The organism is Sphingopyxis sp. GW821-FHT12C06, assembly GCF_058807415.1.
The window spans coordinates 575099-600582 of sequence record NZ_JBXAQR010000001.1 but is presented as its reverse complement, the minus strand read 5'-3'; the positions used below and the strand labels follow the sequence as shown (position 1 = coordinate 600582).

Here is a 25484-nt window from a genome sequence, read left to right as displayed (position 1 = left end):
TCATCGGCGCTCAACCTCACCGGTGTGAGCAATATGGCGCGCCAGCGCGCTGGCCAGATGCGAAAAGGCAGCGTCGAACCGCCCCAGAAAACGCAAGTCGGGGTGCATCAGCAGCCACATCTCGACCTCGGGCGCGAAGTCGGCGCGCAACACGCGGACCAGCCCGCTCGACAGCGGCGCATGGCACACGCCGATTCCGCACCCCGCCCGGATTGCCGCGAGTTGGGCCATGTCGCTGTCGGAGCGCAGCGTGAAGCGATCACGTGCGATGCGCTGCCCCGACAACCGGAAAATGTCGGTGTAGGCAAAGGGGCGGTCGAATCCCACCAGCCGATGATCTTCAAGGTCCTCGACCCGTCGCGGCGTCGGGCGGTCGTGCAAATAGGCGGGGTGGGCATAGAGGCCAAGCGCAAAGGCTCCGATCCTTTTGGCGACCAGCGCCTCGTGCTGCGGAGCTGCCATGCGGACGGCAATATCGGCCGCCCGCCGCATGATATCCTCATCGCCGTTGGACACCGCCAACTCAATCGTCAGCCCCGGCCACCGGTCCATCATGTCGCGCAGGATCGGCGGCAATATCTCGGCTGCCGTCACCTCGCTGGCTGCAATTCTGACTATTCCCTCCATCGCATCGCGCGCGCCCGAAGCGACGCGGGTCAGCGCCGCCGCCGCATCGGCCAATGCCTGCGCATGGGGCATCAACGTGACAGCAGCGTCGGTCGGCGAAAGCCCGTCGGGCGTTCGGAGAAAAAGGCTCTGTTCCAGCGCCGCTTCAAGCGCCTTGATATGGCGCCCCATCGTCGGCTGGCTGATGCGCAGCCGACGGCCTGCCGCTGAGAGCGAGCCTGCCTCCATGACAGCCAGGAAGCTGCGATAAAGGGACCAATCGACGTTGCGGATCATTCATATCTGAATGGCACATATGGCAATTTATACAATATCGTTATGATGCGCGACCGCTAGGGACAACGAACAACAGGAGAAAATCATGCCCCAGCGATCGATCAACGTCTTCACGCTCCCCAGCGCGCCCCTGCCCGAACCGCACCGCGCGACCGGGCCGGCCGCCGAACGCTATGCCGTCGATGTCGCTATGGCGGGCGTATTGCTCGGACTGGAGCGTCTCGGCTGCAACATCTTCGTCGTACCGCCCGGCAAGCGCGCCTTTCCCTTCCACAGCCATCGCGCGACCGAAGAGCTTTTCCTGATCCTCGAGGGAAGCGGCACGTTCCGCTATGGTAACGGCTCCTCTCCGGTCGGACCGGGGGACATGCTGGCCTGCCCCGCCGGCGGACCGGACGGCGCGCACCAGATCGTCAACGACGGGGCGGAAGCACTGCGCTATCTGGCGATCAGCAACCGGCCCGACATCGACGTGATCGAATATCCCGACAGCGGCAAGACAAAGATCATCGCCGACGGTGCAGGTTTCGACTTGCTGGTCGACGGCGACGCGCCGCCGCCCGCCTATTGGGATGGTGAATAGCGAGCGGGTGACAACCCCTTTGCCCCTCGTTACAAACCCTTCCGGGGCAGCAAGGACTCGCGACCAAACGACGAGAGCCGCTGCAACTATATATGTGCCGAGGGTCGCCGGCACCGACTAGGGGGCGCACCATGTTGTGCGCAGCGGAGGGGCGACACTTGTGAAAAAAGCATCCGACCTGTTTATCGATTGTCTGGAAGAAGAAGGCGTCGAATATATTTTCGGCGTCCCGGGCGAAGAAAATCTCGACTTTCTCGACAGTCTTTCGCGATCGAAGAAGATCAAGCTGATCCTGACCCGCCACGAACAAGGCGCGGGTTTCATGGCTGCGACTTACGGGCGCCACACCGGCAAGACCGGCGTCTGCCTCGCAACCTTGGGCCCCGGCGCAACCAACTTCGTCACCGCCGCGGCCTATGCGCAATTGGGCGGCATGCCGATGATGATGATCACCGGCCAGAAACCGATCAAGAAATCGAAGCAGGGCCGCTTCCAGATCCTCGACGTCGTCGCGATGATGGGGCCGATCACCAAATATACGCACCAGATGGCGTCGTCGGACAATATTCCGAGCCGCGTGCGCGAGGCCTTTCGCCTTGCCGAAGAGGAAAAGCCCGGCGCGGTGCATATCGAACTGCCCGAGGATATCGCCGACGAGCATACCGACAGCCTGCCGCTGAAGCGCAGCCTTTCGCGCCGCCCGACCGCTGACGTCAAATCGATCCGCGAGGCGGTGAAGGCGCTCGAGGAAGCGACCTCGCCGGTCCTCGTCATTGGCGCGGGCGCGAACCGCACGATGACCAGCCGCATGCTGCTGCAATTCATCGAAAAGACCGGCATTCCCTTCCTCACCACCCAGCTCGGCAAGGGTGTGATCGACGAGCGCCATCCGAAATTCCTCGGTTGCGCCGCGCTGTCGTCGGGCGATTTCGTCCACCGCGCGGTCGAGGCGTCGGACTGCATCGTCAACCTCGGCCATGACGTGATCGAAAAGCCGCCCTTCTTCATGAAGCAGGGCGGGCCGACGGTGATCCACGTCTCGACCAAGACCGCCGAGGTCGATCCCGTCTATTTCCCCGGCATCGAGGTGATCGGCGATATCGCCAACGCGATCTGGCAGATGAAGGAAGATATCGTCCCCAATGGCGGCTGGAAGTTCGACCATCTGCTCGCCTATCGTCAGGGCGAAGTCGCGCACACCGCGCCGCTGGCCGAGGATGCGCGTTTCCCGATCTTCCCGCCGCATCTGGTCCAGCAGGTTCGCGACTCGATGCCCGACGACGGCATCATCTGCCTCGACAATGGCGTTTACAAAATCTGGTTTGCGCGCGGCTACACCGCCTATCGCCCCAACACCGTATTGCTCGACAATGCGCTGGCGACGATGGGCGCGGGGTTGCCGAGCGCGATGATGTCGGCAATGCTCTATCCGAAGCGCAAGGTCATGGCGATCTGCGGCGACGGCGGCTTCATGATGAACAGCCAGGAAATGGAGACCGCAGTCCGCCTGGGGCTCAACATGACCGTGCTGATCCTCAACGACAACAGCTATGGCATGATCCGCTGGAAACAGGCGAATATGGGCTTCAAGGATTGGGGGCTGACCTATGGCAACCCCGATTTCGTCAAATATGCAGAAGCCTATGGCGCCCACGGCCACCGCGTCGAAAGCGCCGCCCATCTGAAGGAACTTCTCGCCCACACCCGCGATACGCCGGGGGTGCACCTGATCGACTGCCCGGTCGATTATTCGGAGAATGACCAGATTTTGAACATCGACATCAAGAAGCTGTCGAAGGAGCTGTAAGAACGACCCACCGCCACTTGTTTCTTGTCATCCCCGCGAAAGCGGGGACCCAGGAGCGAAATGGATCAGACTTATCACGTCTATATCCTTGCCAGCGGACGCAACGGCACGCTCTATACAGGGGTGACCGGCGACATTGCCGCCCGTTGCGACCAGCATCGCAACGGGCAAGGATCGCAGTTCACCGAGCGTTACGGCGTTCATCGCTTGGTGCACGCCGAAGCCTTTGCCGACGTCCATGAAGCGATCGCGCGGGAGAAGGCGATCAAAAAGTGGCGGCGGGCCTGGAAACTGGAACTGATCGAACGCGACAATCCGCAGTGGGTCGATCTTTATGAGCGTCTCAACGGCTGAATATGTCGCCCCTGGGTCCCCGCTTTCGCGGGGATGACAAAGTGGGGAGCCGGCGTGACAGCGTTGAAGAGTGTTGGAGAAGCAGAATGAAGCTCAAGGACGTCTATCCGCTCTATCTCAACAACAAGGCGGTGCAGCCCAACACCGATCTTGCGGTCACCGACAAGTTCACCGGCGAGGTCGCGTTTCGCACCGCGCTCGCGACCCCCGATGTGATCGACGAAGCGATCGCCGGGGCGGTGCGCGCCGCCGAGCCGATGGCGCGGCTGGCCAGCTACGAGAAGCAGGACGTCCTCAACCATTGCGTCGGCCGCTTCAAGGAGCGCTTCGACGAACTGGCCTATGCGCTGTGCGTCGAGGCGGGCAAGCCGATCAACGACGCCGAGGGCGAGGTCGGGCGCCTGATCGACACCTTCCGCATCGCCGCCGAGGAATCGGTACGCAATTATGGCGAGGTCCAGCCGCTCGACATCAGCCCGCGCGCCAAGGGCTATATGGGGATGTGGAAGCGTGTGCCTATCGGGCCGTGCAGCTTCATCTCGCCGTTCAATTTCCCGCTCAACCTTGCCGCGCACAAGATCGCGCCGGCGATAGCGATGGGCTGTCCTTTCGTGATGAAGCCCGCAAGCATGACCCCGCTGGGCGCGATCATCATGGGCGAGGTGCTCGCCGAGTGCGACATCCTGCCCGAGGGCGCCTTCAGCATCCTGCCCGCGACCCGCGACGGCGCCGACCTGTTCACCACCGACGAGCGGCTGAAATTGCTGTCCTTCACCGGCTCACCCGGCGTCGGATGGGATTTGAAGGCGAAGGCGGGGAAGAAGAAGGTCGTGCTCGAACTCGGCGGCAACGCCGCAGTCGTCGTCGACAAGGACGCCGACCTCGACCATGCCCTCGCCCGCATCATCTTCGGCGCTTTCTATCAGTCGGGCCAGTCATGCATCGGGGTCCAGCGGATCATCATCCACGCCGACATTTACGATCGGTTCCGCGACATGCTGGTCGCCAAAACCAAAACACTAGTCGCGGGCGATCCCAAGGCGCGCGACACCTTCATCGGCCCCATGATCTCCGAAAAGGAAGCCACGCGGCTCGACAACTGGATTCAGGCGGCGGTCGCGGGCGGCGCGAAGCTGCTCGTCGGCGGCAAGCGCGACGGCGCGATGCTGCAGGCGACCTTGCTGGAGAATGTCGACCGCAGCGCCGACGCCTATCGTGAGGAAGCCTTTGGCCCGCTCGCGATCCTGTCCAGCTTCACCGACTGGGACGCCGCGCTCGCCGAGGTCAACGACAGCAAGTTCGGGTTGCAGGCGGGACTGTTCACGCGCGACATCCATAAAGTGCTGGAAGCGTGGGATCATCTTGATGTCGGCGGGGTCGTCGTCAACGACGTGTCGTCGTATCGCGTCGACAATATGCCCTATGGCGGGGTCAAGGACAGCGGGCTCGGCCGCGAGGGCATCCGCTTCGCGATGGAGGATATGAGCGAGATCCGCAATCTGGTGATCCGGCGGGTTTAACACCCCCTTCCCGCAGGCGGGAGGGGAACCATCGTCACACAACCGCCGCCAAAGCGTCTCCGAACTGACGCGACTTTGAATCGCAGGCTGTAACAAATCTCCTGTCTAGGCCGAGGGCAGCTAAGGCTGCTTTCGGAGTGTGACATGGCAACGATTTCGACCCTGCCCATCCCCGCCCGCTTTCCCGACCCCTTCACCACCGACCCGCATGTGCCCGAACGGCTGATCGGCGAACGGCGCAGCTATCGCACGGTGTGGGTCAGCGACATTCACCTTGGCACCCGCGGCTGCAACGCCGCGATGCTGATCGACTTTTTCGACCATGTCGATTGCGAGACACTCTATCTCGTCGGCGACATCATCGACGGCTGGCGGCTCAAGAAGCGTCATTTCTGGCCGCCCGAGCATAATGACGTCGTCTGGCGCGTGCTCAAGCGCGCGAAGCGCGGCACACGCGTCGTCTACGTTCCGGGCAACCATGACGAGATGTGCAAGCCCTTCGACGGCTTCGATTTCGGCGGGGTCGAAATCCGGCGCGAGGCAATCCACGAAACCGCCGACGGCCGCAAATTGCTGGTCGTCCATGGCGACGAGTTCGACGCAGTGATGCTCGCGCACCGCTGGCTCGCCTTCGTCGGCGACGCCGCCTACACCGCGCTGATGAAGTGCAATGTGGTCGTGAACCGCATCCGCAGCGCCTTTGGCCTGCCCTATTGGTCGCTGTCGATGGTCGCCAAGCACAAGGTCAAGAACGCCGTCCAGTTCATCGGCCGCTACGAAGAAGTCGTCGCCCACGCCGCGCGCTCACGCGGGGTCGATGGCGTCGTGTGCGGCCATATCCACAGCGCCGAGATGCGCGAGATCGAGGGCACCGAATATTATAACGACGGCGACTGGGTCGAAGGCTGCACCGCGCTCGTCGAGCATCATGACGGGACGATGGAGATATTGCACTGGGCCGAAGAGGTCGCGGCCCGCGCGGTGCCCGCAACGCTCGCACTGCCCGCCCCGGCGCGCGCAGCATGAGGATCCTCATCGTCAGCGACGCGTGGGAGCCGCAGATCAATGGCGTCGTCCGCACCCTGCAGGCGACGATCGCCGAACTGCGCGCCGCGGGGCATGAGGTCGGGGTCGTCTCGCCCGACCTGTTCCGCTCGATCCCCTGCCCCTCCTATCCCGAAATCCGGCTCGCCTTCGCCGGATGGCGCAAGATCGGGCGGCATATCCGCGCGTTTGGCCCGCAGGCGATCCATATCTCGACCGAGGGCCCGCTCGGGCTCGCGGCACGGCGCTGGTGCGTAAAGAACCGCTTTCCTTTCACCACCGCCTATCACACCCGCTTTCCCGAATATGTCGCGGCGCGGCTGCCGCTGTCACCCGCCTTCGTCTGGCGCTTCATCCGCTGGTTCCACCGCCCGGCGCAGCACATCATGGTCGCGACACGCAGCCTCGCGCGCGAGCTTGCCGAACAGGGGCTGGGCCAGACGATGATGTGGGAGCGCGGAGTCGACCATGACCTGTTCCGTGCCGACCGCGCACCGCATCCGCACTTCGCGAAACTGCCGCGCCCGATCCAGCTCTATGTCGGCCGCGTCGCGGTCGAGAAAAATATCGGCGCGTTTCTGGGCAGCGACAGCCTTGGGACGAAGGTCGTCATCGGCGACGGCCCGGCACTCGCCGAGTTGAAGACACAGCATCCGACAACCGTATTCATGGGCAAGCTGTCGGGCGAAACGCTCGCCGCCGCCTATGCCGGCGCCGATGTTTTCGTCTTCCCCAGCCGCACCGACACCTTCGGCCTCGTCGTCATCGAGGCGCTAAGTTGCGGCACGCCGGTCGCCGCATATCCGGTTCCAGGGCCCGCCGACATCATCCGTGACGGCGCAGGTGCTCTCGACGCGGATCTGGACGCCGCAATCGCGGCGGCGCTGGCATGCGAGCGCAGCGACGCCGCCGCGCTCGGCGCGCGCTATAGCTGGCCCGCCTGCACCGCACAGTTTCTGAAGGCTCTGACCTTCATTCCCGCCGATCCGTCATCCCAAACGGCCGTCGCCGCACCGCGCCTCGCGGCCTAGAAAGACTTGCGCCACTCCAGCTCGACATAGCGACCCAGCGAGTCGGTATAGCCGGGCTGGTAATTGAGCGGCACCCGCCCGCTGCCGTCGGTGATCTTGCGCTGCGCATCGAAGAGATTGTCGATCGACAGGCGCAGGCGTGATCCCTTCAGGAAGGGCGCGGCCTCGATCAGCTTGGGCTTCTGGTTGAAGTCCATGAAGAAGCGCAGGTTGAAGGTCGCGAGATCGCCGAAATCGAGATCGCCGTTCGCTCCGCCGACGACGCGGCTCCCGCTGTCATATTTGGCGCTGAGGCGCGCGCCCATCCCTTGATAGAAGAGCCCGCCGTCGAGTTCGACGAGGTGGCGGTTGCTGCCGCCGCCATTCCCGGTCGCCGACCCGTTCAAAAGGTCGAGTTCGGGCACACCAGGACCGATCAGCACTTTGTCGGTGAGCTTGACGGTGTGATAGAGCGACACCTGCCAGCGACCGCCCTGTTGCGGCCCCCCGAACATGCCGCCGGGGCCGCCCGGCCCACGACCGCCGCGGAACCCGCCGCCGGGGCCACCACCAGGGCCGCCGCGCCGCCGCTCGCCCGCCGCTGCCGCGGGACGTTCACCCTCAGTCGCGGGAGGCGTGCCTTCAGCGGCACCACCGGGCGGCGGAGCCGCGCCTTCACCGCCGCGCGCACCGCGCCGTTCGCCGTCGGGACGTCCGCGACCGCCGCCAGCCTCGGCTTCCTTTTGGCCAAAGCTTTTACCGAAGTTGAAGCCCCAGCGAATCTGCGAATTGGTCGCGCGGTCGAAATTGACCGGCCGCTGGTCGAGCGAAAGCAGCGTGCCGTCGGGCGCACGCGTCACGCGATCGGGGAAAGCCGCCTCGATCGCGTCGGTCAGCAACGGGAAGTTGTTCGCCGTGTCATAGCTTTGGTTGCGGTTATAATCGATCGAGAAGCGCAGCCCCTCGAGCATCGGGACTTCCCAGTTGAGCCCGACCTTCAGATCGCGCCGCTGTTCGGCGCGCAGGAAGGGATTGCCGCCGGTGATCGTCGTGATCTGCACCGTCTGACCGGTCTTGAGATCATAATAGGTGACGCCGTCGGTCTCCAGCGGCGCCGCGCCAAGCTGGGTCATGCTGGGTGCCGCTTCGTCATTCTTGTAGCTGGCAATCAGCGACAAATTGTCGGTGACGCCCCAGTTGAGCGTCGTGCCCCAGCTTTTCAACGCCGAAAAATCGCTCGGCCGCTCGGCCTGCGCGTTCAGGGTCAGCGACACGCGGCCGAAATTGCCGACCTCATATTCGGGATCGAACAGCGGGATCGTCAGCGATCCGAAGACGCTGGGGGTGTCGCGCGACAATTGGGTCACGGCCCCCTGTGCCTCGCTGTCAAAACGCAGCCCGCTATAGCCACCGGTGATCGACGCGCGGATCGGCCCGGCCCAGCCCTCCATGACGCTGCCCGAGATATTGGCATTGGCGCCGAAACTCTGCTGGCTGCTGTCGAAACGGTCGCGGGTGGTGCCATCGCCGCTATCGGTAAAAGTACGCGTGTCGGCATCGGCATAATTGCCCGTCGCCGACCAGCGCCAGTCGCCGAGCATCCCGTTGACGCTCGCCGATGTCGTCAAATTCTGGGCGCGACTGTCGCGGCGGCGCGGATCGGCGGGACCGCCGAGGCCGGGGCCAAGCAGGCTCAAACTGTCGGTCTGGTCGAAACGCACGCTGACCGACGCCTCCGTCAGCTTGTCGATGTTGCGCACGATCGTGCCGTCGATGACATATTCATCGGTGGCGGAAAGCAGACTGCGCGCGATGGCTTCGTCGGCGCGGTCCGGGTCGGAGCTATAGTCGATGTTGCGGTCGCTTTCGCGGAGCAATCCCTTATGTTCCCAGCCGGCGTTGACGTTGATCCGGCCGTTCTGGCCGATCGCCACAAAGGCGGGCTCCAGCTCGCTCTGGAAACGGCCGCCCTGCGTCGGCATACCCGCTTCGCCTTCGACCGAAATCTGGCGGAAATTGGGCTTGAGCACGAAATTGACGACGCGCTCGGTCGCGGCATAGCCATATTGCAGCGCGACTTCCTCGGGGAAGACCTCAACCTTCGCGATCGCTTCGGGCGGCAGGTTGCGGATCGCGCCAAAGCCCGAAATCCGCCGACCGTTGACCAGCATCACCGGGCGGCCGCCGCCGCGACCACGGCCCGAGCGCGTCTGCGGTTCGAGCGCGTCGAGCAATTCCTCGATCGACGAGGCGCCATAGCTGGCGATCGCCGCTTCATCGAGTTCGACCTCGGCCGAGATATTGGTGTCGAGCTGTCCCGCGAGGCGCGGCGCGGTGACGACGATTTCTTCGCCGTCGATCTCGTCATAATCCTCATCCTTGCTGGGCGCGGCCGGTGCACTATCCGACGGTTGGTCGGCGGCGGCGGCAGAAACGGCGAGCGCGGCGATGCCGGCTTCGTCGGCCGCCAGTACCGGCGTCGCCGCAAGCGCCGTCGCGGCAAGCAGAACGGCCCGGATCGAGAGGGTCTTATTCATTGGGAGAGGCGCCTTCTTCTATTCTTGTTATCGCTGTTTCTTATCGCCGGCCGGCTGAACCCGTCCTGACATCCTGTTTGGCCCGCGGTTCATCTAGTCGCGATTTGTCGCAACAATATGGCAGGACGAGCGAAGTTCGACCGGCGGCGGCCATCGACCGCTGGACAGCATGGGCGCATGCCCTTATCGGCCAGCCATGCCGACTCCAGACACGTCCTTCGCCCCTGAATCCATCCTGATCGTCGATTTCGGCAGTCAGGTGACCCAGCTTATCGCCCGCCGCGTCCGCGAGGCCGGCGTCTATAGCGAGATCGTCCCGTTCAACGCGGCCGAGGCCGCGCTCGAACGGATGCAGCCCAAGGGCGTGATCCTGTCGGGATCGCCCGCCTCGGTCCCCGCCGACGGCAGCCCGCGCGCGCCGCAATCGATCTTCGACAGCGGCCTGCCGATCCTCGGCATCTGCTATGGCCAGCAAGTCATGAGCCAGCAGCTTGGCGGACAGGTCGAACCCGGCGGCAAGGATGGCGAGCGCGACGGCGAATTCGGCCGCGCCTTCCTGACCGTCACCGAACCCTGCGTCCTGTTCGACGGCCTGTGGGAAGTCGGCGAACGCCATCAGGTCTGGATGAGCCACGGCGACAAGGTCACCGAGTTCGCCCCCGGCTTCCGCATCGTCGCGGTCAGCGACGGCGCGCCCTTCGCGCTGATCGCCGACGACGAGCGCCGCTATTATGGCACGCAGTTCCACCCCGAGGTCGTCCACACCCCCGACGGCGCCAAGCTGATCGCCAACTTCGTCCGCCACGTCTGCGGCTGTTCGGGCGACTGGACGATGGCCGAATTCCGCGCCAGCAAGATCGCCGACATCCGCGCACAGGTTGGTGACAAGCGCGTATTGTGCGGCCTGTCGGGCGGGGTCGACAGCGCGGTCGCCGCGGTGCTGATCCACGAAGCGATCGGCGAACAGCTGACCTGCGTCTTCGTCGACCATGGCCTGCTTCGCCTCAACGAACGCGAGCAGGTCGAGCGTCTGTTCCGCGACCATTATAATATCCCGCTCGTCGTCGTCGACGCCGAGGAACGCTTCATGGCGGGTCTCGCCGGGGTCAGCGACCCCGAAAAGAAGCGCAAGTTCATCGGCGGCGAGTTCATCAATGTGTTCGACGAGGAAGCGCAGAAGCTCGGCGGCGCCGACTTCCTCGCGCAAGGCACCCTCTATCCCGACGTCATCGAAAGCGTGTCGTTCACCGGCGGCCCGAGCGTGACGATCAAGAGCCATCACAATGTCGGCGGCCTGCCAGCACGCATGAAGATGGCGCTCGTCGAACCCTTGCGCGAATTGTTCAAGGACGAGGTTCGCCTGCTCGGCAAGGAGCTCGGCCTCCCCGACATTTTCGTCGGCCGCCACCCCTTCCCCGGCCCCGGCCTCGCGATCCGTATCCCGGGCGAGGTGACCAAGCCCGCGTGCGACACGCTGCGCAAGGCCGACGCCATCTATCTTGAGGAAATCCGGGGCGCCGGGCTTTATGATGCGATCTGGCAGGCTTTCGCAGTGCTGCTGCCGGTCAAGACCGTCGGCGTGATGGGCGACCATCGCACCTATGACAATGTCTGCGCGCTGCGCGCCGTCACCTCGACCGACGGCATGACCGCCGACATTTATCCGTTCGACGCCGCCTTCCTCAGCCGTTGCGCAACGCGGATCATCAACGAGGTTCAAGGGATCAACCGGGTGGTGTATGACTATACGTCGAAACCGCCCGGCACCATTGAATGGGAGTAAGTCGCAATGAGCAGCCCCGAACGCCTTGAAATCCAGGCCTCAGGGGGCTGCCAGTGCGGCGCGGTGCGCTATCATGCCAGTGCGATGCTCGACACGTCGCACATCTGCCATTGCCGCATGTGCCAGAAAGCGGCGGGCAATTATTTCGCGGCGCTGATCGGTGTTCCGAAGGATGCGCTGCGCTGGACGCGCGGAACGCCCGCGACCTTCAAAAGCTCGGATCAGGTCGAGCGCGGCTTTTGCGGCGATTGCGGCACACCGCTCTATTATGATTATGCGGCGAGCAAGCATCTGAGCGTCACCACGGGCTCGCTCGACAATCCGGCGGACTTTCCGCCGCGGGTCCAGTTCGGCACCGAGGGGCGCATGCCCTGGTTCGACACACTCCCCGGTTTGCGCGAGGAAGGCACGACCGAAGAGACGATGAGCGAATATGTCGGCGCGATCCGGGCGAGCAATCACCAGCACCCCGATCACGATACCGACGCATGGCCCGAATGACGGCGTAGCCGCTGCGCGTCAGGATGCGAGGCCGGCGATGCCTGCGCTGGGCGTAAGGTCGAAGACACGGTGAAACACGCGTGAGAGATGCGCGGTGTCGGCGAAGCCCGCATCCATCGCGGCGGTGCGGACCAGTGCGCCCTCGACCATCGCCTGCGTTGCCTGTTGCAGCGCGGTCCAGAGTTTATACTCGCGAAAGCCCTGCCCCGTCGCCCCTTTAAAACAGCGCAGCGCCTGCGTGCGTTCCATGCGCAGGCGGCTCGCCAGTTGGTCCTGGGACATGCGCCACATCGGGTCGGCGTGGATGGCCTGCACGACCGCCGCGATCCCGGGCGGTGGCGTCCGGGTTAGCGGCGGCGCCAGACCGGCGCGCAATTCAGCGATCGCGTCTTCTTCGCCGCGCATCGCGTCGAGCGCCAGACAGGCGAGCGGTCCGCTCAAGGCCTGCCCCAATGGAGCGTCAAACGGAAAGGCGAGCCCGTTCAGATAGAGGACGTCGGCACCGCGTTCGGCGAATGAAACCGCGTGAACGATACCGGGCCTGACCAGCAAGACATCGCCCTCGACGCAAATCCCCTCCCGCTCCAGCCGCACAGACCCCGTCCGTCCGACCAGCACGGCCGTCACGACATTGGCGTGCGCGGCAAGGCTTCGGTTTCCGACCGGAAAGCAACTGTTGAGGAAAGGTGAGACAGGGTCGGGCATGGCCGCGATTATCCGTCCCCCGCGCGCCGGGTGCAAGAGTGGGTGGAGGGGAGCATTTTCGCTTTTTCTACCGCGCAATCCCCGCCCGGGCGAAGGCCGTCTGCATCTGCGCAGTGTCGGGATAGACATGCTTGCTGACGACCTCTCCCGCAGCATTCACCATCACGACGTCGAGCATGTCGACATGCGCAATGAAACGGCTGCCGTCGGACAAGGCGAGCGTCAGGACCATCGTCCAGTCGAAGGTCCAGTAATCAGCCCCATAGAGCCGCCGCCCCATACGTTGCGAGAAATCATAGGTGGCGAACAAGGTCCGGCAATGGTCACGCAGCGCGTCGCGCCCGATCACGGGGGCCGACCCGTCGTGGAGCTGGAAGACCGTGTCCGCCGAATGCAGCGATGCGATCAGTTCGGGATCCTTCGTTTCCCAACCGACATGATAACGGTCGAACAAGGCCTCAGTCGTCAGGACGCGTTCGAGCTGTGCGGTGTCGGCCATCTTCTTTCTCCCGTGAACCGGAGAGAGTTTATCCGATGCTCGCCGAGGCGCGTTGAACAAACGTGCATTGCGCTCCGGCGCGATATCGGGTGTGGATGCGGCTTCAGATTCGGAGCCGTATATGACCCCCACCGCCACCATCCTCCTCCTCGGTTCGGGCGAGCTCGGCCGCGAGTTCGTCATTTCCGCCAAGCGCCTCGGGTGCCGCGTGATCGCCTGCGACAGCTATGCGGGTGCGCCCGCGATGCAGGTCGCCGATGGTTTTGAGGTTTTCTCGATGCTCGACGGCGACGCGCTGCGCGGCGCGATCGCCAAGCACCAGCCCGACCATATCGTCCCCGAGGTCGAGGCGATCCGCACCGAAATCCTCGCCGAGGTCGAAGCCGAAGGGTTCCACGTCGTCCCCTCAGCGCGCGCGGCGCAGCTGACGATGAACCGCGACGCGATCCGCGACCTGGCGGCCAGCGAACTCGGGCTCACGACCTCGACCTTCGAATATGCGACGAGCCGCGAGGAGCTGATGGCCGCGGCCGGCCGCGTCGGCTTCCCCCTCGTCGTCAAACCCGTCATGTCGTCGTCGGGCAAGGGGCAAAGCACGGTCAAGGACGCCGCCGGCATCGACGCGGCATGGGATTATGCCGCCGCCGGAATGCGCGGCGACCGGCTGCGCGTGATCGCCGAAGCCTTCATCGATTTCGACTATGAAATCACGCTGCTGACCGTCCGCCACAAGGATGGCGTTTCTTTCTGTCCGCCGATCGGCCACCGCCAGGAACGCGGCGACTATCGCGAGAGCTGGCAGCCCGCCGCCATGTCGGCCGCTGCACTGGCGAGCGCGCAGGACATGGCGACCAAGGTCGTCGACGCGCTCGGCGGCCATGGCATTTTCGGGGTCGAATTTTTCGTCAAGGGCGATGCGGTGATCTTCTCCGAACTCTCGCCGCGCCCGCACGACACCGGCATGGTGACGCTCATCTCGCAGCGCCTCACCCAGTTCGACCTTCATGCGCGCGCGATCCTCGGCCTGCCGATCCCCGATATCGCGGCGCCCGATGCGAGCGCGAGCGCGGTCTTGCTCGCCGACCGCGATGCGAGCGATTTCGCGATCACCGGCCTCGCCGATGCGCTCACTCCGCCCGATGCCGATATTGCTGTCGATGCCCGCATCTTCGGCAAGCCCGTCACGCGGCCCTATCGCCGCATGGGCGTCACGCTGGCGCGCGCCGCAGGTGGAACAACCGGCGATGCCCGCGCGGCAGCGGTTGCGGCGGCGGCGAAGCTCGTCATCGATTATCGCGATTAGCTTGTCGCGGTCGGCAAGGCCGGCCTTGGCAAGCGGACATGGACGACAAAGCCCCTGCCCGGCCGCCGAAAGCTGATTTCGCCCGCGTGGCTGCTCACAATGTCCCGGCTGATCGCGAGCCCCAGCCCTGATCCGCCCGTCTCGCGGCTTCGTGACGTTTCAAGTCGCTCGAAGGGCTGAAAGGCCCTTTCCTCATACTCGGGCGGGATCCCTTCGCCCTCGTCATGGATATCGACCGCGAAGGCGTCGGCGGTGACGGCGAGCCGGACCTCGACCGCACCACCATATTTGCATCCATTGGCGATCAGGTTCGAAAAAGCGCGTTTCAGCGCCAACGGACGGCATGGCAAGTCGGCATGTTCCGGGCCACTGTAAGTGACACGCTCGCCGAAATCGCAATATTCGTCGGTCAGGCTGATTAGCAGAACGGCGAGATCGACCACCTCGACCTTCTCGTTCCGCGCTTCGGCGCTCATAAACGCCAGCGCGTCGCCGATCATCGTTTCCATCTCGCCCACATTCAGCAGCAACTGCTCGCGGTGCTCGGGATTTTCGACATATTCGGCCATCAGGCGAAGCCGGGTGAGCGGCGTACGCAGGTCGTGCGAGATCGCCGCCAGCATCCCCATCCGTTCGTCGATGAAGCGTTTCAGTCGCAGCTGCATCGTGTTGAAGCTGTCGGCGATCGCGGCATATTCGGGAAGCCGCATTTCGGCGAGAAGCGTCGGCTCGCGGTTGCGCCCGAGCGCTTCGATCGCGGCCGAAAGACGGGTCAGCGGCACAACGATACTGCGCGCGATCCAGATCGAGAACAGGATCACGATCAGCAAATTGCCGACAATGGCAAAGGTGATGCGCGCATAATGGCGCCAGGACGCCGTCAGGTTGCGCTGCGTCACGGTCATCCAGTTGCCGTCGTCCAGCTTCACCGAAATGAGGAGCTCGCCGAGCACGCTGCTTTCGCTGCTCGCAAGCGTCTCCGACCGGAGCACCGCCGGAAGTTCGGGAATGATCACGATCGCGGGGCGCGCGGTGCGCTCCATATTCGTCTCGTCATAAACGCCGCTCGTGACGACGACCCGCTCTTCGGGGACGCCGAGGCGGGCGGCGATGGATTGCTGCAGGCCGCGGGCAAGCTGCGAGCCGGACCCGCCCAAGGATGACGGCGGTGCACGGGTCAGACCAAAGTCCAGATATTGCGACGAGGCCATCGCGCCAAGCGCCCTGGCGCGCTCCGCCCCGTCGGCGGCCTTTGCCACATCGGCGCCGCGGACCACCGAATCCACCAGCCAGCCATGCTCCACCATCACAAACGGCGGCGGCGGAATCAAAAACCGCAGGCTTTGGTTGAGAAGATAGGCGGCGCCGACCGTGAGCAAAATCGCGAGGCCGATCCGCGGCGCCAGCTTCAACCGCGACAGGCGCGGGCCATGGCTAGCCATGCTCCGCCATCCCGTGCTCAACCTCGGCCGCGAAGAAATAGCCGCCATTGCGCACGGTGCGGATCAGCAGCGGCTCCTGCGGATTTTCCTCTATCTTGCGGCGGAGCCGGCTGATCTGGACGTCGATGCTGCGGTCGATGTTGAGATTGCTGCGCCCATGAACCAGATCGAGCAGCTGGTCGCGGCTGAGCACATGCTGGGGGTGCTGCGCGAGCGCGGTTAGCAGGTCGAACTCGCCAGTTGTCAGATCGACGCGGGTTCCGCGGGGGGAAGTCAGCGCACGCTTGGTCAGATCGAGCGTCCAGCCGGCGAAGCAGAACCGCGTCTGCTTGGCGATGGTTGCCGGGATGGAGACCATCGTCGCCCGACGCAGCATCGCGCGGATCCGCGCAAGCAGTTCGCGCGGATTGAACGGCTTCGCGACATAGTCGTCGGCGCCGAGTTCGAGGCCGATCACGCGGTCGGTTTCGGTGTCGCGCGCGGTCAGCAGGATAATCGGAACATGGCTGCGCGCGCGCAGTCGCTGGCACAGGGTAAAGCCGTCGTCGCCGGGCATCATGACATCAAGCACGACGACGTCGAATTGATGGCCGGCGAACAGCTCCATCATCTGCTCGCCGCCGTCAGCCATCGTAACCCGCAGGCCATGGTCGCTCAGATAACGCGACAGCATCGTCCGGATGTGACGGTCGTCATCGACGACAAGGATATGGGATTGCCGTGCAGTCGACATCACCGGACGATAGCCCCGGCACATCCCCAAGTCTCTACCCGACATATATTGAAACAAATCGATACGGGCGGGTTATCGCGCGCGGCGGGCGACCGCCTAGACCCGGCAGGACATTGTCCATCCCCCGGGAGAATTTATGAGCCATATCCGATCAGCCGAGACCCCCTCGTTGAAACAGTCGCTTGCGATCGGCGCCTGCGGCGCGGCGATGACCGCTGCGGTCCTCTTTCTGTCGGCGGACGTCCATGCGCAGGAACCTCCGGCCGAAGGCGGCGACTGGAATGTCGTGCTCGGCGCGGGTGCGATCTATGCGCCCGATTACGAAGGATCGAAGGATTATGAAGTCCTGCCCTTCCCCTTCATAGCGGTCGGATACAAGGACATCGCCTATCTCCGCGGCCCCGAGCTCGGCGTGAACATCATCCGCATAGAGCCCGCCGAAAATATGAAGATCAGCTTCGGTCCGGTGGCGCGCTATCGCCGCGACCGGACCGAAAAGCGAAACCGGGCGCTGGTCGGGCTCGGCAAGGTCGGTACAGCGATCGAAGTCGGCGGATCGGCCCGCTTCGATGTTGGCCCCGCCTGGGTTGAACTTTCGCTGACCAAGGATGTAGCAAGCGGCCATGAGGGCGTTGTGGGAACCGCCACGGGCGGCGTCGACTTCGATCTGACCGACAAACTTTCGCTGTCGCTGAGCGGCACGACAAGCTGGGTCGATGACAAATATATGCGCGCCTATTTCGGCGTTACCCCCGCGCAGGCGGCCCGCAGCGGGCTTCCCGCTTTCGCCGCCGAAAAGGGCATGAAGGATGCCGGCGCGAGCAGCAGCGCGCAATATCGCCTGACCGACCATTGGATGATCACCGCGACCGGCGGATATACGCGGCTGCTGGGCGATGCGAAGGAGGCCCCGCTGGTGCGGCTCCGGGGATCACCCGATCAATGGTACGGCGGAGTGTTTGTGGCCTACCGCTTCTGACAAGCCCGCGCGTGGACGGGCGCGGATTTCGGATCACGACCGATCGCGCCCCGCTCGCGCGCCCTAGGCCGCCCGCACCTCCCCTGCTACATCCCGCCCATGTCTCAAAAGAATCATCTCTACCTCGTCGACGGCTCCGGCTATATCTTCCGCGCCTATCATCGCCTGCCGCCGCTGACGAACCCGCAGGGAACACCGGTTGGCGCGGTTTATGGCTATACGACGATGCTGTGGAAGCTCGCGAAAGACCTCCACGACGCCGACGGCCCGACGCATCTGGCGGTGATCCTCGACCATAGCGGCAAGTCGTTCCGCAACGATATTTATCCCGATTACAAGGCGCACCGTCCGCCCGCGCCCGAAGATCTGGTTCCCCAATTCCCGCTAATCCGCGACGCGACCCGCGCATTTTCGCTGCCGTGCATCGAGCAAGAGGGTTTCGAGGCCGACGATCTGATCGCGAGCTATACCGAGGCTGCGGTCGCCGCAGGCTGGGATGTGACGATCGTGTCGAGCGACAAGGACCTGATGCAGCTGGTGCGCGAGCCCGCCGATGGCCCGCATGTCGACATGCTCGACACGATGAAGAATGTCCGCGTCGGTGAGGCAGGCGTCGAAGAGAAATTCGGGGTCGGCCCGAAGCTCGTCGGCGACATCCTCGCGCTGATGGGCGACAGCGCCGACAATGTCCCTGGCGTCCCCGGCATCGGCCCCAAGACCGCAACCAAGCTGATCGTCGAGCATGGCGATCTCGACGCCGTGCTCGCCGCCGCTGCGACGATGAAGCCCAGCAAGCTGCGCGAAAACCTGATCGAGCATGAGGATAAGGCCCGGCTGTCGCGCGTCCTCGTCGAGCTGAAAAGCGACATGCCGCTGCCCGATCCACTGGACGACCTTAAGCTCGGCGCGATCCCGCCTGTCCCGCTCAAAGCCTTCCTCGACGAGCATGGCTTCCGCTCGCTGTCGGCGAAGGTCGATACCGGCGCAACGCCCGGCGGCCCGCCGACCTTGCCGCGCAACGGCGCGGCTTCGGCCACACCCGCCGCCGACGCTTCATCGACCCCGACGCTGCCGCCAATGCCCGCGATCGACCGTGCGGCCTACGAGTGCGTGACGACGATCGACGCGCTCGAACGCTGGATCGCCGAAGCGAGGGCCGCGCATGTCGTCGCGGTCGACACCGAAACCGCCAGCCTCGACAGCGTCACCGGCCGCCTCGTCGGCGTCAGCCTCGCGACCGCGCCGGGCAAGGCCTGCTATATCCCGCTCGGCCATGGCGGCACCGACATGTTCGCCGAAAAGCCCGATCAGATCGCGATGGGCGACGCGCTTTCACGCCTCGGCGCACTGTTTGCCGACGATGCGGTGCTGAAGGTCGGCCACAACCTCAAATATGACATTGGCGTGCTCGCGCAGCATGGTGTCACGATCGCGCCCTATGACGACACGCTGGTGATGAGCTTCGCGCTCGACGCGGGCAAGCATCAGCACGGACTCGACGAGCTGGCGAAACTTCACCTCGATCACACCTGCCTGACCTTCAAGGAAATGTGCGGGACGGGCAAATCGCAGATCAGCTTTGCCGAAGTGCAACTCGACCGCGCGACCGAATATGCCGCCGAAGACGCCGACGTCGCGCTACGGCTGTGGAAGCTCTTGAAATTGCGCCTGCCGATCGAAGGCGGGACGCGCGTGTACGAGATGGTCGACCGTCCGCTCGCCGCAATCGTCGAGACGATGGAACGCGCGGGCATCATGGTCGACCGCGAATATCTTGCGAAACTGTCCGGCGAATTCGCGACCGAAATGCTGCGCATCGAGGGTGAGATTCACGGTCTCGCGGGTCAGCCCTTCTCGATCGGCAGCCCCAAGCAACTCGGCGAAATCCTGTTCGACAAGCTCGGCCTCAAAGGCGGGCGCAAAGGCAAATCTGGCGACTGGTCGACCGACCTGAGCGAGCTCGAGCGGCTCGAGCGCGACGGTGTGCCGATCGCGCGCAAGATTCTCGAATGGCGCCAGCTCGCCAAGCTCAAATCGACCTATACCGACGCGCTGCAGCAACAGATCAATGCAAAAACCGGTCGCGTCCATACGAGCTACAGCCTCGTCGGTGCACAGACGGGGCGACTGTCGTCGACCGACCCCAATTTGCAGAATATCCCGATCCGTACCGAGACCGGCCGCCAGATCCGCGACGCCTTCATCGCCGCGCCCGGTCATGTGCTGATCGCCGCCGACTACAGCCAGATCGAACTCCGCCTCGCCGCACATATGGCCGACGTGCCCGAACTCAAGGAAGCGTTCGCGCAAGGGCAGGATATTCACAGCGCGACGGCGATCGAATTGTTCGGCGAAAGCAATCGCGATACGCGCGGCAAGGCCAAGACGGTCAATTTCTCGATCCTCTATGGCATTTCGCGCTGGGGCCTCGCGGGACGGCTCGAGATCACGCCCGACGAAGCGCAGGCGCTGATCGCGCGCTATTTCGAACGCTTCCCCGGCATTTCGGATTATATCACCGACACGCTCGAAGGCGTGCGCGCAAAAGGCTATACCGAGACGCTGTTTGGCCGCAAAACCTGGTTCCCGCGCATCAAGGCGGCGAACCAGAATGAACGCGCGGGCAGCGAACGCGCCGCAATCAACGCGCCGATTCAGGGCACCAGCGCCGACCTGATCAAGCGCGCAATGGCGCGCATGCCGAAAGCGCTCGCCGACGCGGGGCTCGGTGACGTCAAAATGCTGCTTCAGGTCCACGACGAACTCGTGTTCGAGGCTCCCGAGGATAAAGCCGCCGCCGCGAGCGAGATCATCCGCACTGTGATGGCGGGCGCCGCCGGCCCCGCGCTCAAGCTGTCGGTCCCGCTCGAAGTCGAAATCGGCACCGGCAAGAGCTGGGGCGAAGCGCATTGATCGCCGCGCTGATGCTCATGGCGGCGCTGGCCACAGATCCCGTTGCCGTGCAGCCGCTTCCGCAGGTCGAAGTCCCGGCGCCCAGCCTCGGGTCGATCGCCGACGCCGATATCCGCGAATATGCCGCGCTCGCGGGGCGCAGAATTGCGGGGCAGCCGGTGGGCGGCCCCTATGCCACCGCCGACAAATTGCTGCTGCTCGCGCGCGACAAAAATGGTTATCCGATGATTGCCACCAGCATTGGCATGCCCACGCGCCAGTCACTCCCGCCCCCGCCGCGGGGTACGCTCGCGGTCATCCGCCTGCGCCAGAAATCGGAAACCATCGTTCCCGGCCCGTCGGCCGACGATCGCGCCTTTGTCGCGGCGAATAAATTGCCGCTGTTCGTCGTCGGCGAATGGGCGCGCCCGGCGCCGATGTGGGAGGTCGCATGGCTCGATGACGCCGTGCGCTTTCGCACCATCGGCGAGGTTGGCGAAATCGGTCCCTGGCAGGACTAAAAGTGGGACTTCTCATATTTTTTTGCTTGACCGTATTGCTTCGACGATACAGTTCGCCAAAAAGCAGGAGCCTCCCATGTCACGTCAAACCTTTGTCGCATCGCTGCTAACGGCCGCGATGTTCTTGTCCTTGCCGGTAGCGACGAAAGCGGAGTCTGCCCCGCCGCCGGCGACCGAGAAGGTCGAGATTCTCCCGATCCTGTTTTCCGCAGACGGCCTGTCAGGCCCCGGGGGCGAACGACTGCGCGGCGAGTTGAAGGATGCGCAATTTATCGCGCTGGGCGAAGACCATGGTTTCGCCGGATCGCCGCAACTGACACAGGCGCTCGCCCATGATGCCAACGCGACCGCCGGTAGCCCGCTCTATCATGCCGCAGAAGTAGGACCCCACACGGCAAACTGGGTCAGCGGCCATCTCAAAAGCGGGGGCGTGGATGCACTCGGCGCGGCACTCGCGACGCAGCCATGGGCGATTCCCTTTCTGACCAATGCAGAGGATGCGGCGCTCGCAGCGCCTTTTGCCAGCGCTGATCGGCTTTGGGGCATTGATCAGGAGTTTCTGGGCGCAACCTCCATCCTCCTCGACATGCTGAGCGCCCGCACTCGCGACAAGGCAGTGCGCAAACGGCTCGCCGACTGGCGCGACCGGGATCGCGTCGCACTGGCCGACGGCAATTTCGGCGGGATCATGCTGATGACGACCGCCACCGCGGATGATTTTGCAGCGCTCCAGCGCCATTTCGCCGATGACCGCGAAGCACGGGCGATCGTCGATGCCTTGACGGACAGCGCGGATATCTATCACCTGAATCTCGCGGGGAAGCATCTGCAAAATAATGAAGACCGCGCCCGGTTGATGCGCGAATATTTCCTGACCGCCTACCGTTCGGCTCCCGTACCGGCGCCACGCGTCCTGCTGAAGATGGGAGCAGGTCATATAGGTCGCGGTACGACGCCGACCTCGATCTACGATCTCGGTTCGCTGCTCCCGGGTCTTGCCGCCGCCAACGGGAAAAAGTCGCTGCACATCGCCTATATCCCGATGGCGGGCTCGGTGCTCCAGATCGCGCCTTCGCCGAAGGGCTTCACGGAAATAAGCGCCTATGAGGACACCGTCATCGGTCCCATTCTCGACGCTGCAGGCATCGCGCGCGATGCGCTTCCTGCAACCGGCCATGTCTTGATTCCGCTGACGGCATTGCGCCACAATCTGGCGGGTCAAAAGCTGCAAGCCCTGCCCGAATTTTCTCGCTTCCTGCTGCTCGGCTTCGACTATCTGGTCACCACGCGCGACGCGAAGCCGGCAACGAACTTCGAAACCCTCGCCAAACCGGCCCGCTGACGCGGCGCGCCGAAGGCTGCGCCCTTCCCCGTCCCGCCATTTCTTTCTATGGCGGGACGATGACAGGTGGCTGACGCCTTTGTGACAGCCCTGACGAAGGCCCCTTTTTTGAGCAATATCAACCCCACCGCCAACAAGCCGCCCGTTCGAATCCAGCAAAATGTCCTCGCCCGCGGCGAACGGCGGCTGCTCAACTGGCTATGCCCGCGCCTTCCGGCGTGGGTTACGCCTGACCAGTTGACGACGCTGGGCTTTGCCGGCGCGGTGATGGTGGCGGCAGGATATGTGCTGAGCTGGGTCGACAGCGAATGGCTGGGGCTTTCGCTGCTTGGCTATATCGTTAACTGGTTCGGCGATTCGCTGGACGGCAGTCTCGCGCGCTGGCGCCACATCGAGCGGCCATCCTATGGCTATTTCGTCGACCATAGCGTCGATGCGGTGGGGACGTTGCTGATGATCGGCGCGATCGGGGTCAGCCCCTATATGCGCCTCGACGTCGCGCTGATGGCGGTCGTCGGCTATTTCCTGCTGTCGATCCACACCTTCCTTGCGGCGAAGGTCGTCGGCGAATTCCGCCTGTCCTATATGGCCGGCGGACCGACCGAACTCAGGCTGATGCTGATGACGATGACCGTGCTGATGCCGGTCATCGGCAGCGGCATGGTGCCGTACACACCCTTTTCCGCCTTTGACCTGTTCGCGCTGGTCGTCGCCAGCATCCTGGTGACGTTGTTCATTCTCCAGAGCTATGCCACCGCACGCATCCTCGCGCGCCGCGGCGAATAAGCCCTAGCCGCCGCGGACCCGCGCCATCGGATAAGTGCCGAGCAGGCGCAGCGATTTGGTCTGGAAATCCAGTTCTTCGAGCGCGCGGTCGATATTTTCGTCCCCCGGCGCGCCGACGATATCGGTGTAGAATTGGGTCGCAGCAAAGCTGCCCGCAACCTGATAGCTCTCGAGCTTGGTCATGTTGACGCCATTCGTCGCAAAGCCGCCGAGCGCCTTGTAGAGCGCCGCCGGAATATTCTTCACCTCGAACATGAATGTCGTCATCAGCGGCCCTTGGGTCGCCGACAGGTCGGCGAGCGGCTCGCGCGCGAGGATGACGAAGCGCGTCATATTATGATCGGCATCCTCCATTCCGGTGCCGTGCAGGGTCAGCCCGTAAATTTCGGCGGCGTGCGGCGGCGCCAGCGCGGCGAGCCCGACCTCGTCGCTGTCGGCGACCCACGCCGCGGCACCCGCGGTGTCGCTGTGCGCGATCGGCGCGATATGATTCGCACGCAGCCAGTTGCGGCATTGTCCAAGCGCCTGTTCGTGGCTCATCGCGCGCGTCACCGGTCCGAGATCGCGGCTCATCAGCCCGTAACGGATGCGCAGAAAATGCTCGCCGACGATCGACAGGCCGGATTCGGGCAGCAGAAAATGAATGTCGGCGACACGGCCGTGCAGGCTGTTCTCGATCGGAATGATCGCGCGGTCGACGCGGCCTTCGCGCACGGCATCGATCGCGTCCTGAAAGGAATAGCAGGGCAGCGGCAGCGAATCCGGATCATATTCGCGCGCGGCAAGATCGCTGTTCGCGCCCGGCGCGCCCTGAAAGGCCAGACCACGCGCGGGATCGGCCAAAGCCGCCACCTTCATCTCGTCGACCAATCGCTGTGCCGAAGCCGTATAACTGCCCATGTCTGCCTTTCCGCGCCCAAGCCGCGGCGCATAGCGGGACCGGCGCAGCCACGCAACCAAGGCGGTCGCCGTTTCATCGGCGCGCCCCCCCTTGCGCCGCCGTGCCCGCCCCAGTAAGGGAGCGACCAAATCAGATCATGCGCCCCGACAAGGGCGCGAACGAACACGGGGCTGCAGAGCATGGACAATCGCAACAACACTATTGCTGGCTGGGTTTTGTTTGCCGGCATTTGCGCACTGGGCCTGACGATCGGGTCGAGCATGATCTTCGCCGGGCACGCCCCCGAAAAGCCCGGTTTCCCGATCGAAGACGCCGAAGCCGGCGGCGACAGCGGCAAGCCCGCCGTGCCGATCGCCAACCTGCTCGCCGCGGCCGATCCGGCGAAGGGCGAAGCGGTGTTCGCGAAATGCGCCGCATGCCACACGATCAATTCGGGCGGCGCCAATGGCATTGGTCCGAATCTCTTCGGCACGTTGGGCGAGGAAATCGGCCACGGCAAACATGGCTTTGCCTTCTCGGCGGCGCTCGCCGGAATGGGCGGCAGCTGGGACTTCGAAAAGATGGATGCGTGGCTCACCAGCCCGCGTAAGTTTGCACCGGGCACCAAAATGTCGTTCGCTGGCCTCAGCAGCCCCGAAGATCGCGCGAACCTGATCGTTTATTTGAACAGCCAGGGTTCGAACCTGCCGCTGCCCGCCCCCGAAGCCGCTCCGGCCGCTGGCGCTGCAGCCGCTCCGGCCGACGCTGCCGCAGCTCCCGCCGCAGGCGCTGCTGCTCCGGCAGCCGATGCCGCCGCGGCCCCCGCTCCGGCCGAAGCCAAGAAATAATGCGTATCGCGCCCGTCCTTCTGGCGGGCGCCTTCGCCCTCGCCGGTTGCGGCAAGAGCGATAAGCCCGCTGATTCGTCAGCGGGCGGTGATGCCGCCGTCGAAGCGCCCGCCCCCACCGTCGAGCCGACCGCCGCGATGGGCGAACAGATCTTCCGGCGCTGCGTCGCGTGTCACACGATCGACGCAGGCGGTGCCAATGGCATCGGCCCCAATTTGCACGGCGTCGTCGGCCGTCCCGTCGCCTCGCACGCGGGCTTTTCCTATTCGGGCGCGATGAAGGCCAAGGGCGGCGTCTGGGATGCCGCCGCAATCGACGCCTTCGTTGGCGAGCCTATGAAGGCGCTTCCCGGAACGCGCATGGCGTTCGCAGGTGTCATCGACCCCACCGACCGCAAGGCGCTGATCCTGTATCTGGAAACCCAGAAATAATCTTATCCTCCCTGTTGCGAAGCAATGGGGAGGGGGACCGCCGCGAAGCGGTGGTGGAGGGGTAGCAACGGTGCGCCATTA

At 64.4% G+C, this 25484-nt stretch carries 23 protein-coding genes; 16 read left to right on the top strand and 7 right to left on the bottom strand.

Annotated features, from left to right (window positions below):
* The gene (locus tag AC1RRJ_RS02715) at window positions 1–903 is read right to left on the bottom strand and encodes a LysR family transcriptional regulator (RefSeq protein ID WP_493120176.1); all 903 of its coding nucleotides are present in this window, start codon (window positions 901–903) and stop codon (window positions 1–3) included.
* Window positions 904–988: 85 nt separating this feature from the next.
* On the opposite strand from AC1RRJ_RS02715, the gene AC1RRJ_RS02710 reads away from it, so the two are divergent.
* From AC1RRJ_RS02710 to AC1RRJ_RS02685, 6 genes are all read left to right on the top strand, one after another.
* Window positions 989–1486, top strand: a complete 498-nt coding sequence (locus AC1RRJ_RS02710) for a cupin domain-containing protein (RefSeq protein ID WP_493120175.1) — start codon at window positions 989–991, stop codon at window positions 1484–1486.
* A 160-nt stretch (window positions 1487–1646) separates the two neighbouring features.
* On the top strand, window positions 1647–3293 hold the full coding sequence (locus AC1RRJ_RS02705) for an acetolactate synthase large subunit (RefSeq protein WP_493120174.1): 1647 nt from the start codon (window positions 1647–1649) through the stop codon (window positions 3291–3293).
* Window positions 3294–3353: 60 nt separating this feature from the next.
* Window positions 3354–3647 (top strand): GIY-YIG nuclease family protein, encoded by a 294-nt coding sequence (locus tag AC1RRJ_RS02700; protein WP_493120173.1) that lies wholly within the window; start codon window positions 3354–3356, stop codon window positions 3645–3647.
* An 86-nt stretch (window positions 3648–3733) separates the two neighbouring features.
* Entirely contained in the window at window positions 3734–5167 is a 1434-nt protein-coding gene (locus AC1RRJ_RS02695; RefSeq protein WP_493120172.1) for an aldehyde dehydrogenase family protein, read from the top strand.
* A 144-nt stretch (window positions 5168–5311) separates the two neighbouring features.
* Complete coding sequence (locus AC1RRJ_RS02690; protein ID WP_493120171.1) at window positions 5312–6193, top strand: UDP-2,3-diacylglucosamine diphosphatase; 882 nt, start codon at window positions 5312–5314, stop codon at window positions 6191–6193.
* Window positions 6190–7242: a glycosyltransferase family 4 protein gene (locus AC1RRJ_RS02685; protein ID WP_493120170.1), complete on the top strand. Its 1053-nt coding sequence runs from the start codon at window positions 6190–6192 to the stop codon at window positions 7240–7242. The genes AC1RRJ_RS02690 and AC1RRJ_RS02685 overlap by 4 nt, the downstream gene beginning before the upstream one ends.
* On the opposite strand, the gene AC1RRJ_RS02680 is transcribed toward AC1RRJ_RS02685, so the two are convergent.
* Window positions 7239–9758, bottom strand: a complete 2520-nt coding sequence (locus tag AC1RRJ_RS02680) for a TonB-dependent receptor plug domain-containing protein (protein ID WP_493120169.1) — start codon at window positions 9756–9758, stop codon at window positions 7239–7241. The genes AC1RRJ_RS02685 and AC1RRJ_RS02680 overlap by 4 nt on opposite strands.
* 196 nt (window positions 9759–9954) lie before the next feature.
* Here AC1RRJ_RS02680 and guaA point away from each other — a divergent pair, with 196 nt between their 5' ends.
* Complete coding sequence (guaA, locus tag AC1RRJ_RS02675; RefSeq protein ID WP_493120168.1) at window positions 9955–11541, top strand: glutamine-hydrolyzing GMP synthase; 1587 nt, start codon at window positions 9955–9957, stop codon at window positions 11539–11541.
* Between the two features lie 6 nt (window positions 11542–11547).
* Entirely contained in the window at window positions 11548–12042 is a 495-nt protein-coding gene (locus tag AC1RRJ_RS02670) for a GFA family protein (protein WP_493120167.1), read from the top strand.
* Window positions 12043–12060: 18 nt separating this feature from the next.
* Here the strand turns inward: AC1RRJ_RS02670 and AC1RRJ_RS02665 are convergent, their stop codons facing one another.
* Window positions 12061–12747: a helix-turn-helix domain-containing protein gene (locus AC1RRJ_RS02665; RefSeq protein ID WP_493120166.1), complete on the bottom strand. Its 687-nt coding sequence runs from the start codon at window positions 12745–12747 to the stop codon at window positions 12061–12063.
* A 67-nt stretch (window positions 12748–12814) separates the two neighbouring features.
* Window positions 12815–13246 carry a nuclear transport factor 2 family protein gene (locus AC1RRJ_RS02660; RefSeq protein WP_493120165.1) on the bottom strand — a complete coding sequence of 144 codons (432 nt, stop codon included), beginning with the start codon at window positions 13244–13246 and terminating at the stop codon, window positions 12815–12817.
* A gap of 121 nt (window positions 13247–13367) precedes the next feature.
* Here AC1RRJ_RS02660 and purT point away from each other — a divergent pair, with 121 nt between their 5' ends.
* Window positions 13368–14549, top strand: coding sequence for a formate-dependent phosphoribosylglycinamide formyltransferase (gene purT / locus AC1RRJ_RS02655; protein ID WP_493120164.1), 1182 nt, complete (start codon window positions 13368–13370; stop codon window positions 14547–14549).
* On the opposite strand, the gene AC1RRJ_RS02650 is transcribed toward purT, so the two are convergent.
* Together AC1RRJ_RS02650 and AC1RRJ_RS02645 are read right to left on the bottom strand one after the other, a co-directional pair.
* On the bottom strand, window positions 14546–15991 hold the full coding sequence (locus AC1RRJ_RS02650; protein WP_493120163.1) for a sensor histidine kinase: 1446 nt from the start codon (window positions 15989–15991) through the stop codon (window positions 14546–14548). The two genes, purT and AC1RRJ_RS02650, sit on opposite strands and share 4 nt — an antisense overlap.
* The gene (locus AC1RRJ_RS02645; RefSeq protein ID WP_493120162.1) at window positions 15984–16769 is read right to left on the bottom strand and encodes a response regulator; all 786 of its coding nucleotides are present in this window, start codon (window positions 16767–16769) and stop codon (window positions 15984–15986) included. Before AC1RRJ_RS02645 ends, AC1RRJ_RS02650 begins: the two co-directional genes overlap by 8 nt.
* 124 nt (window positions 16770–16893) lie before the next feature.
* On the opposite strand from AC1RRJ_RS02645, the gene AC1RRJ_RS02640 reads away from it, so the two are divergent.
* The 5 genes from AC1RRJ_RS02640 (at window position 16894) to AC1RRJ_RS02620 (ending at window position 23244) form a co-directional block, all read left to right on the top strand.
* Window positions 16894–17703 (top strand): MipA/OmpV family protein, encoded by an 810-nt coding sequence (locus AC1RRJ_RS02640; RefSeq protein WP_493120161.1) that lies wholly within the window; start codon window positions 16894–16896, stop codon window positions 17701–17703.
* Window positions 17704–17802: 99 nt separating this feature from the next.
* Window positions 17803–20616, top strand: a complete 2814-nt coding sequence (gene polA, locus AC1RRJ_RS02635; RefSeq protein ID WP_493120160.1) for a DNA polymerase I — start codon at window positions 17803–17805, stop codon at window positions 20614–20616.
* Entirely contained in the window at window positions 20613–21116 is a 504-nt protein-coding gene (locus AC1RRJ_RS02630) for a hypothetical protein (protein WP_493120159.1), read from the top strand. The genes polA and AC1RRJ_RS02630 overlap by 4 nt, the downstream gene beginning before the upstream one ends.
* Window positions 21117–21192: 76 nt before the next feature.
* Window positions 21193–22458: a hypothetical protein gene (locus AC1RRJ_RS02625; RefSeq protein WP_493120157.1), complete on the top strand. Its 1266-nt coding sequence runs from the start codon at window positions 21193–21195 to the stop codon at window positions 22456–22458.
* 108 nt (window positions 22459–22566) lie between these two features.
* Window positions 22567–23244, top strand: a complete 678-nt coding sequence (locus AC1RRJ_RS02620; protein WP_493120156.1) for a CDP-alcohol phosphatidyltransferase family protein — start codon at window positions 22567–22569, stop codon at window positions 23242–23244.
* A 3-nt stretch (window positions 23245–23247) separates the two neighbouring features.
* On the opposite strand, the gene AC1RRJ_RS02615 is transcribed toward AC1RRJ_RS02620, so the two are convergent.
* Window positions 23248–24144, bottom strand: coding sequence for a prephenate dehydratase (locus tag AC1RRJ_RS02615; RefSeq protein ID WP_493120155.1), 897 nt, complete (start codon window positions 24142–24144; stop codon window positions 23248–23250).
* 180 nt (window positions 24145–24324) lie between these two features.
* On the opposite strand from AC1RRJ_RS02615, the gene AC1RRJ_RS02610 reads away from it, so the two are divergent.
* Window positions 24325–24972: a c-type cytochrome gene (locus AC1RRJ_RS02610; protein WP_493120154.1), complete on the top strand. Its 648-nt coding sequence runs from the start codon at window positions 24325–24327 to the stop codon at window positions 24970–24972.
* On the top strand, window positions 24972–25403 hold the full coding sequence (locus tag AC1RRJ_RS02605; RefSeq protein WP_493120153.1) for a c-type cytochrome: 432 nt from the start codon (window positions 24972–24974) through the stop codon (window positions 25401–25403). Before AC1RRJ_RS02610 ends, AC1RRJ_RS02605 begins: the two co-directional genes overlap by 1 nt.
* The last annotated feature ends 81 nt before the right edge of the window (window positions 25404–25484 follow it).

Coding starts and splice junctions, on each gene's coding strand:
- AC1RRJ_RS02690 (WP_493120171.1), top strand. CDS start 5,312: ATGGCAACGATTTCGACCCTGCCCATCCCCGCCCGCTTTCCCGACCCC.
- AC1RRJ_RS02670 (WP_493120167.1), top strand. CDS start 11,548: ATGAGCAGCCCCGAACGCCTTGAAATCCAGGCCTCAGGGGGCTGCCAG.
- purT (WP_493120164.1), top strand. CDS start 13,368: ATGACCCCCACCGCCACCATCCTCCTCCTCGGTTCGGGCGAGCTCGGC.
- AC1RRJ_RS02710 (WP_493120175.1), top strand. CDS start 989: ATGCCCCAGCGATCGATCAACGTCTTCACGCTCCCCAGCGCGCCCCTG.
- AC1RRJ_RS02695 (WP_493120172.1), top strand. CDS start 3,734: ATGAAGCTCAAGGACGTCTATCCGCTCTATCTCAACAACAAGGCGGTG.
- AC1RRJ_RS02605 (WP_493120153.1), top strand. CDS start 24,972: ATGCGTATCGCGCCCGTCCTTCTGGCGGGCGCCTTCGCCCTCGCCGGT.
- guaA (WP_493120168.1), top strand. CDS start 9,955: ATGCCGACTCCAGACACGTCCTTCGCCCCTGAATCCATCCTGATCGTC.
- AC1RRJ_RS02680 (WP_493120169.1), bottom strand. CDS start 9,758: ATGAATAAGACCCTCTCGATCCGGGCCGTTCTGCTTGCCGCGACGGCG.
- AC1RRJ_RS02615 (WP_493120155.1), bottom strand. CDS start 24,144: ATGGGCAGTTATACGGCTTCGGCACAGCGATTGGTCGACGAGATGAAG.
- polA (WP_493120160.1), top strand. CDS start 17,803: ATGTCTCAAAAGAATCATCTCTACCTCGTCGACGGCTCCGGCTATATC.
- AC1RRJ_RS02715 (WP_493120176.1), bottom strand. CDS start 903: ATGATCCGCAACGTCGATTGGTCCCTTTATCGCAGCTTCCTGGCTGTC.
- AC1RRJ_RS02650 (WP_493120163.1), bottom strand. CDS start 15,991: ATGGCTAGCCATGGCCCGCGCCTGTCGCGGTTGAAGCTGGCGCCGCGG.
- AC1RRJ_RS02685 (WP_493120170.1), top strand. CDS start 6,190: ATGAGGATCCTCATCGTCAGCGACGCGTGGGAGCCGCAGATCAATGGC.
- AC1RRJ_RS02625 (WP_493120157.1), top strand. CDS start 21,193: ATGTCACGTCAAACCTTTGTCGCATCGCTGCTAACGGCCGCGATGTTC.
- AC1RRJ_RS02665 (WP_493120166.1), bottom strand. CDS start 12,747: ATGCCCGACCCTGTCTCACCTTTCCTCAACAGTTGCTTTCCGGTCGGA.
- AC1RRJ_RS02610 (WP_493120154.1), top strand. CDS start 24,325: ATGGACAATCGCAACAACACTATTGCTGGCTGGGTTTTGTTTGCCGGC.
- AC1RRJ_RS02660 (WP_493120165.1), bottom strand. CDS start 13,246: ATGGCCGACACCGCACAGCTCGAACGCGTCCTGACGACTGAGGCCTTG.
- AC1RRJ_RS02700 (WP_493120173.1), top strand. CDS start 3,354: ATGGATCAGACTTATCACGTCTATATCCTTGCCAGCGGACGCAACGGC.
- AC1RRJ_RS02645 (WP_493120162.1), bottom strand. CDS start 16,769: ATGTCGGGTAGAGACTTGGGGATGTGCCGGGGCTATCGTCCGGTGATG.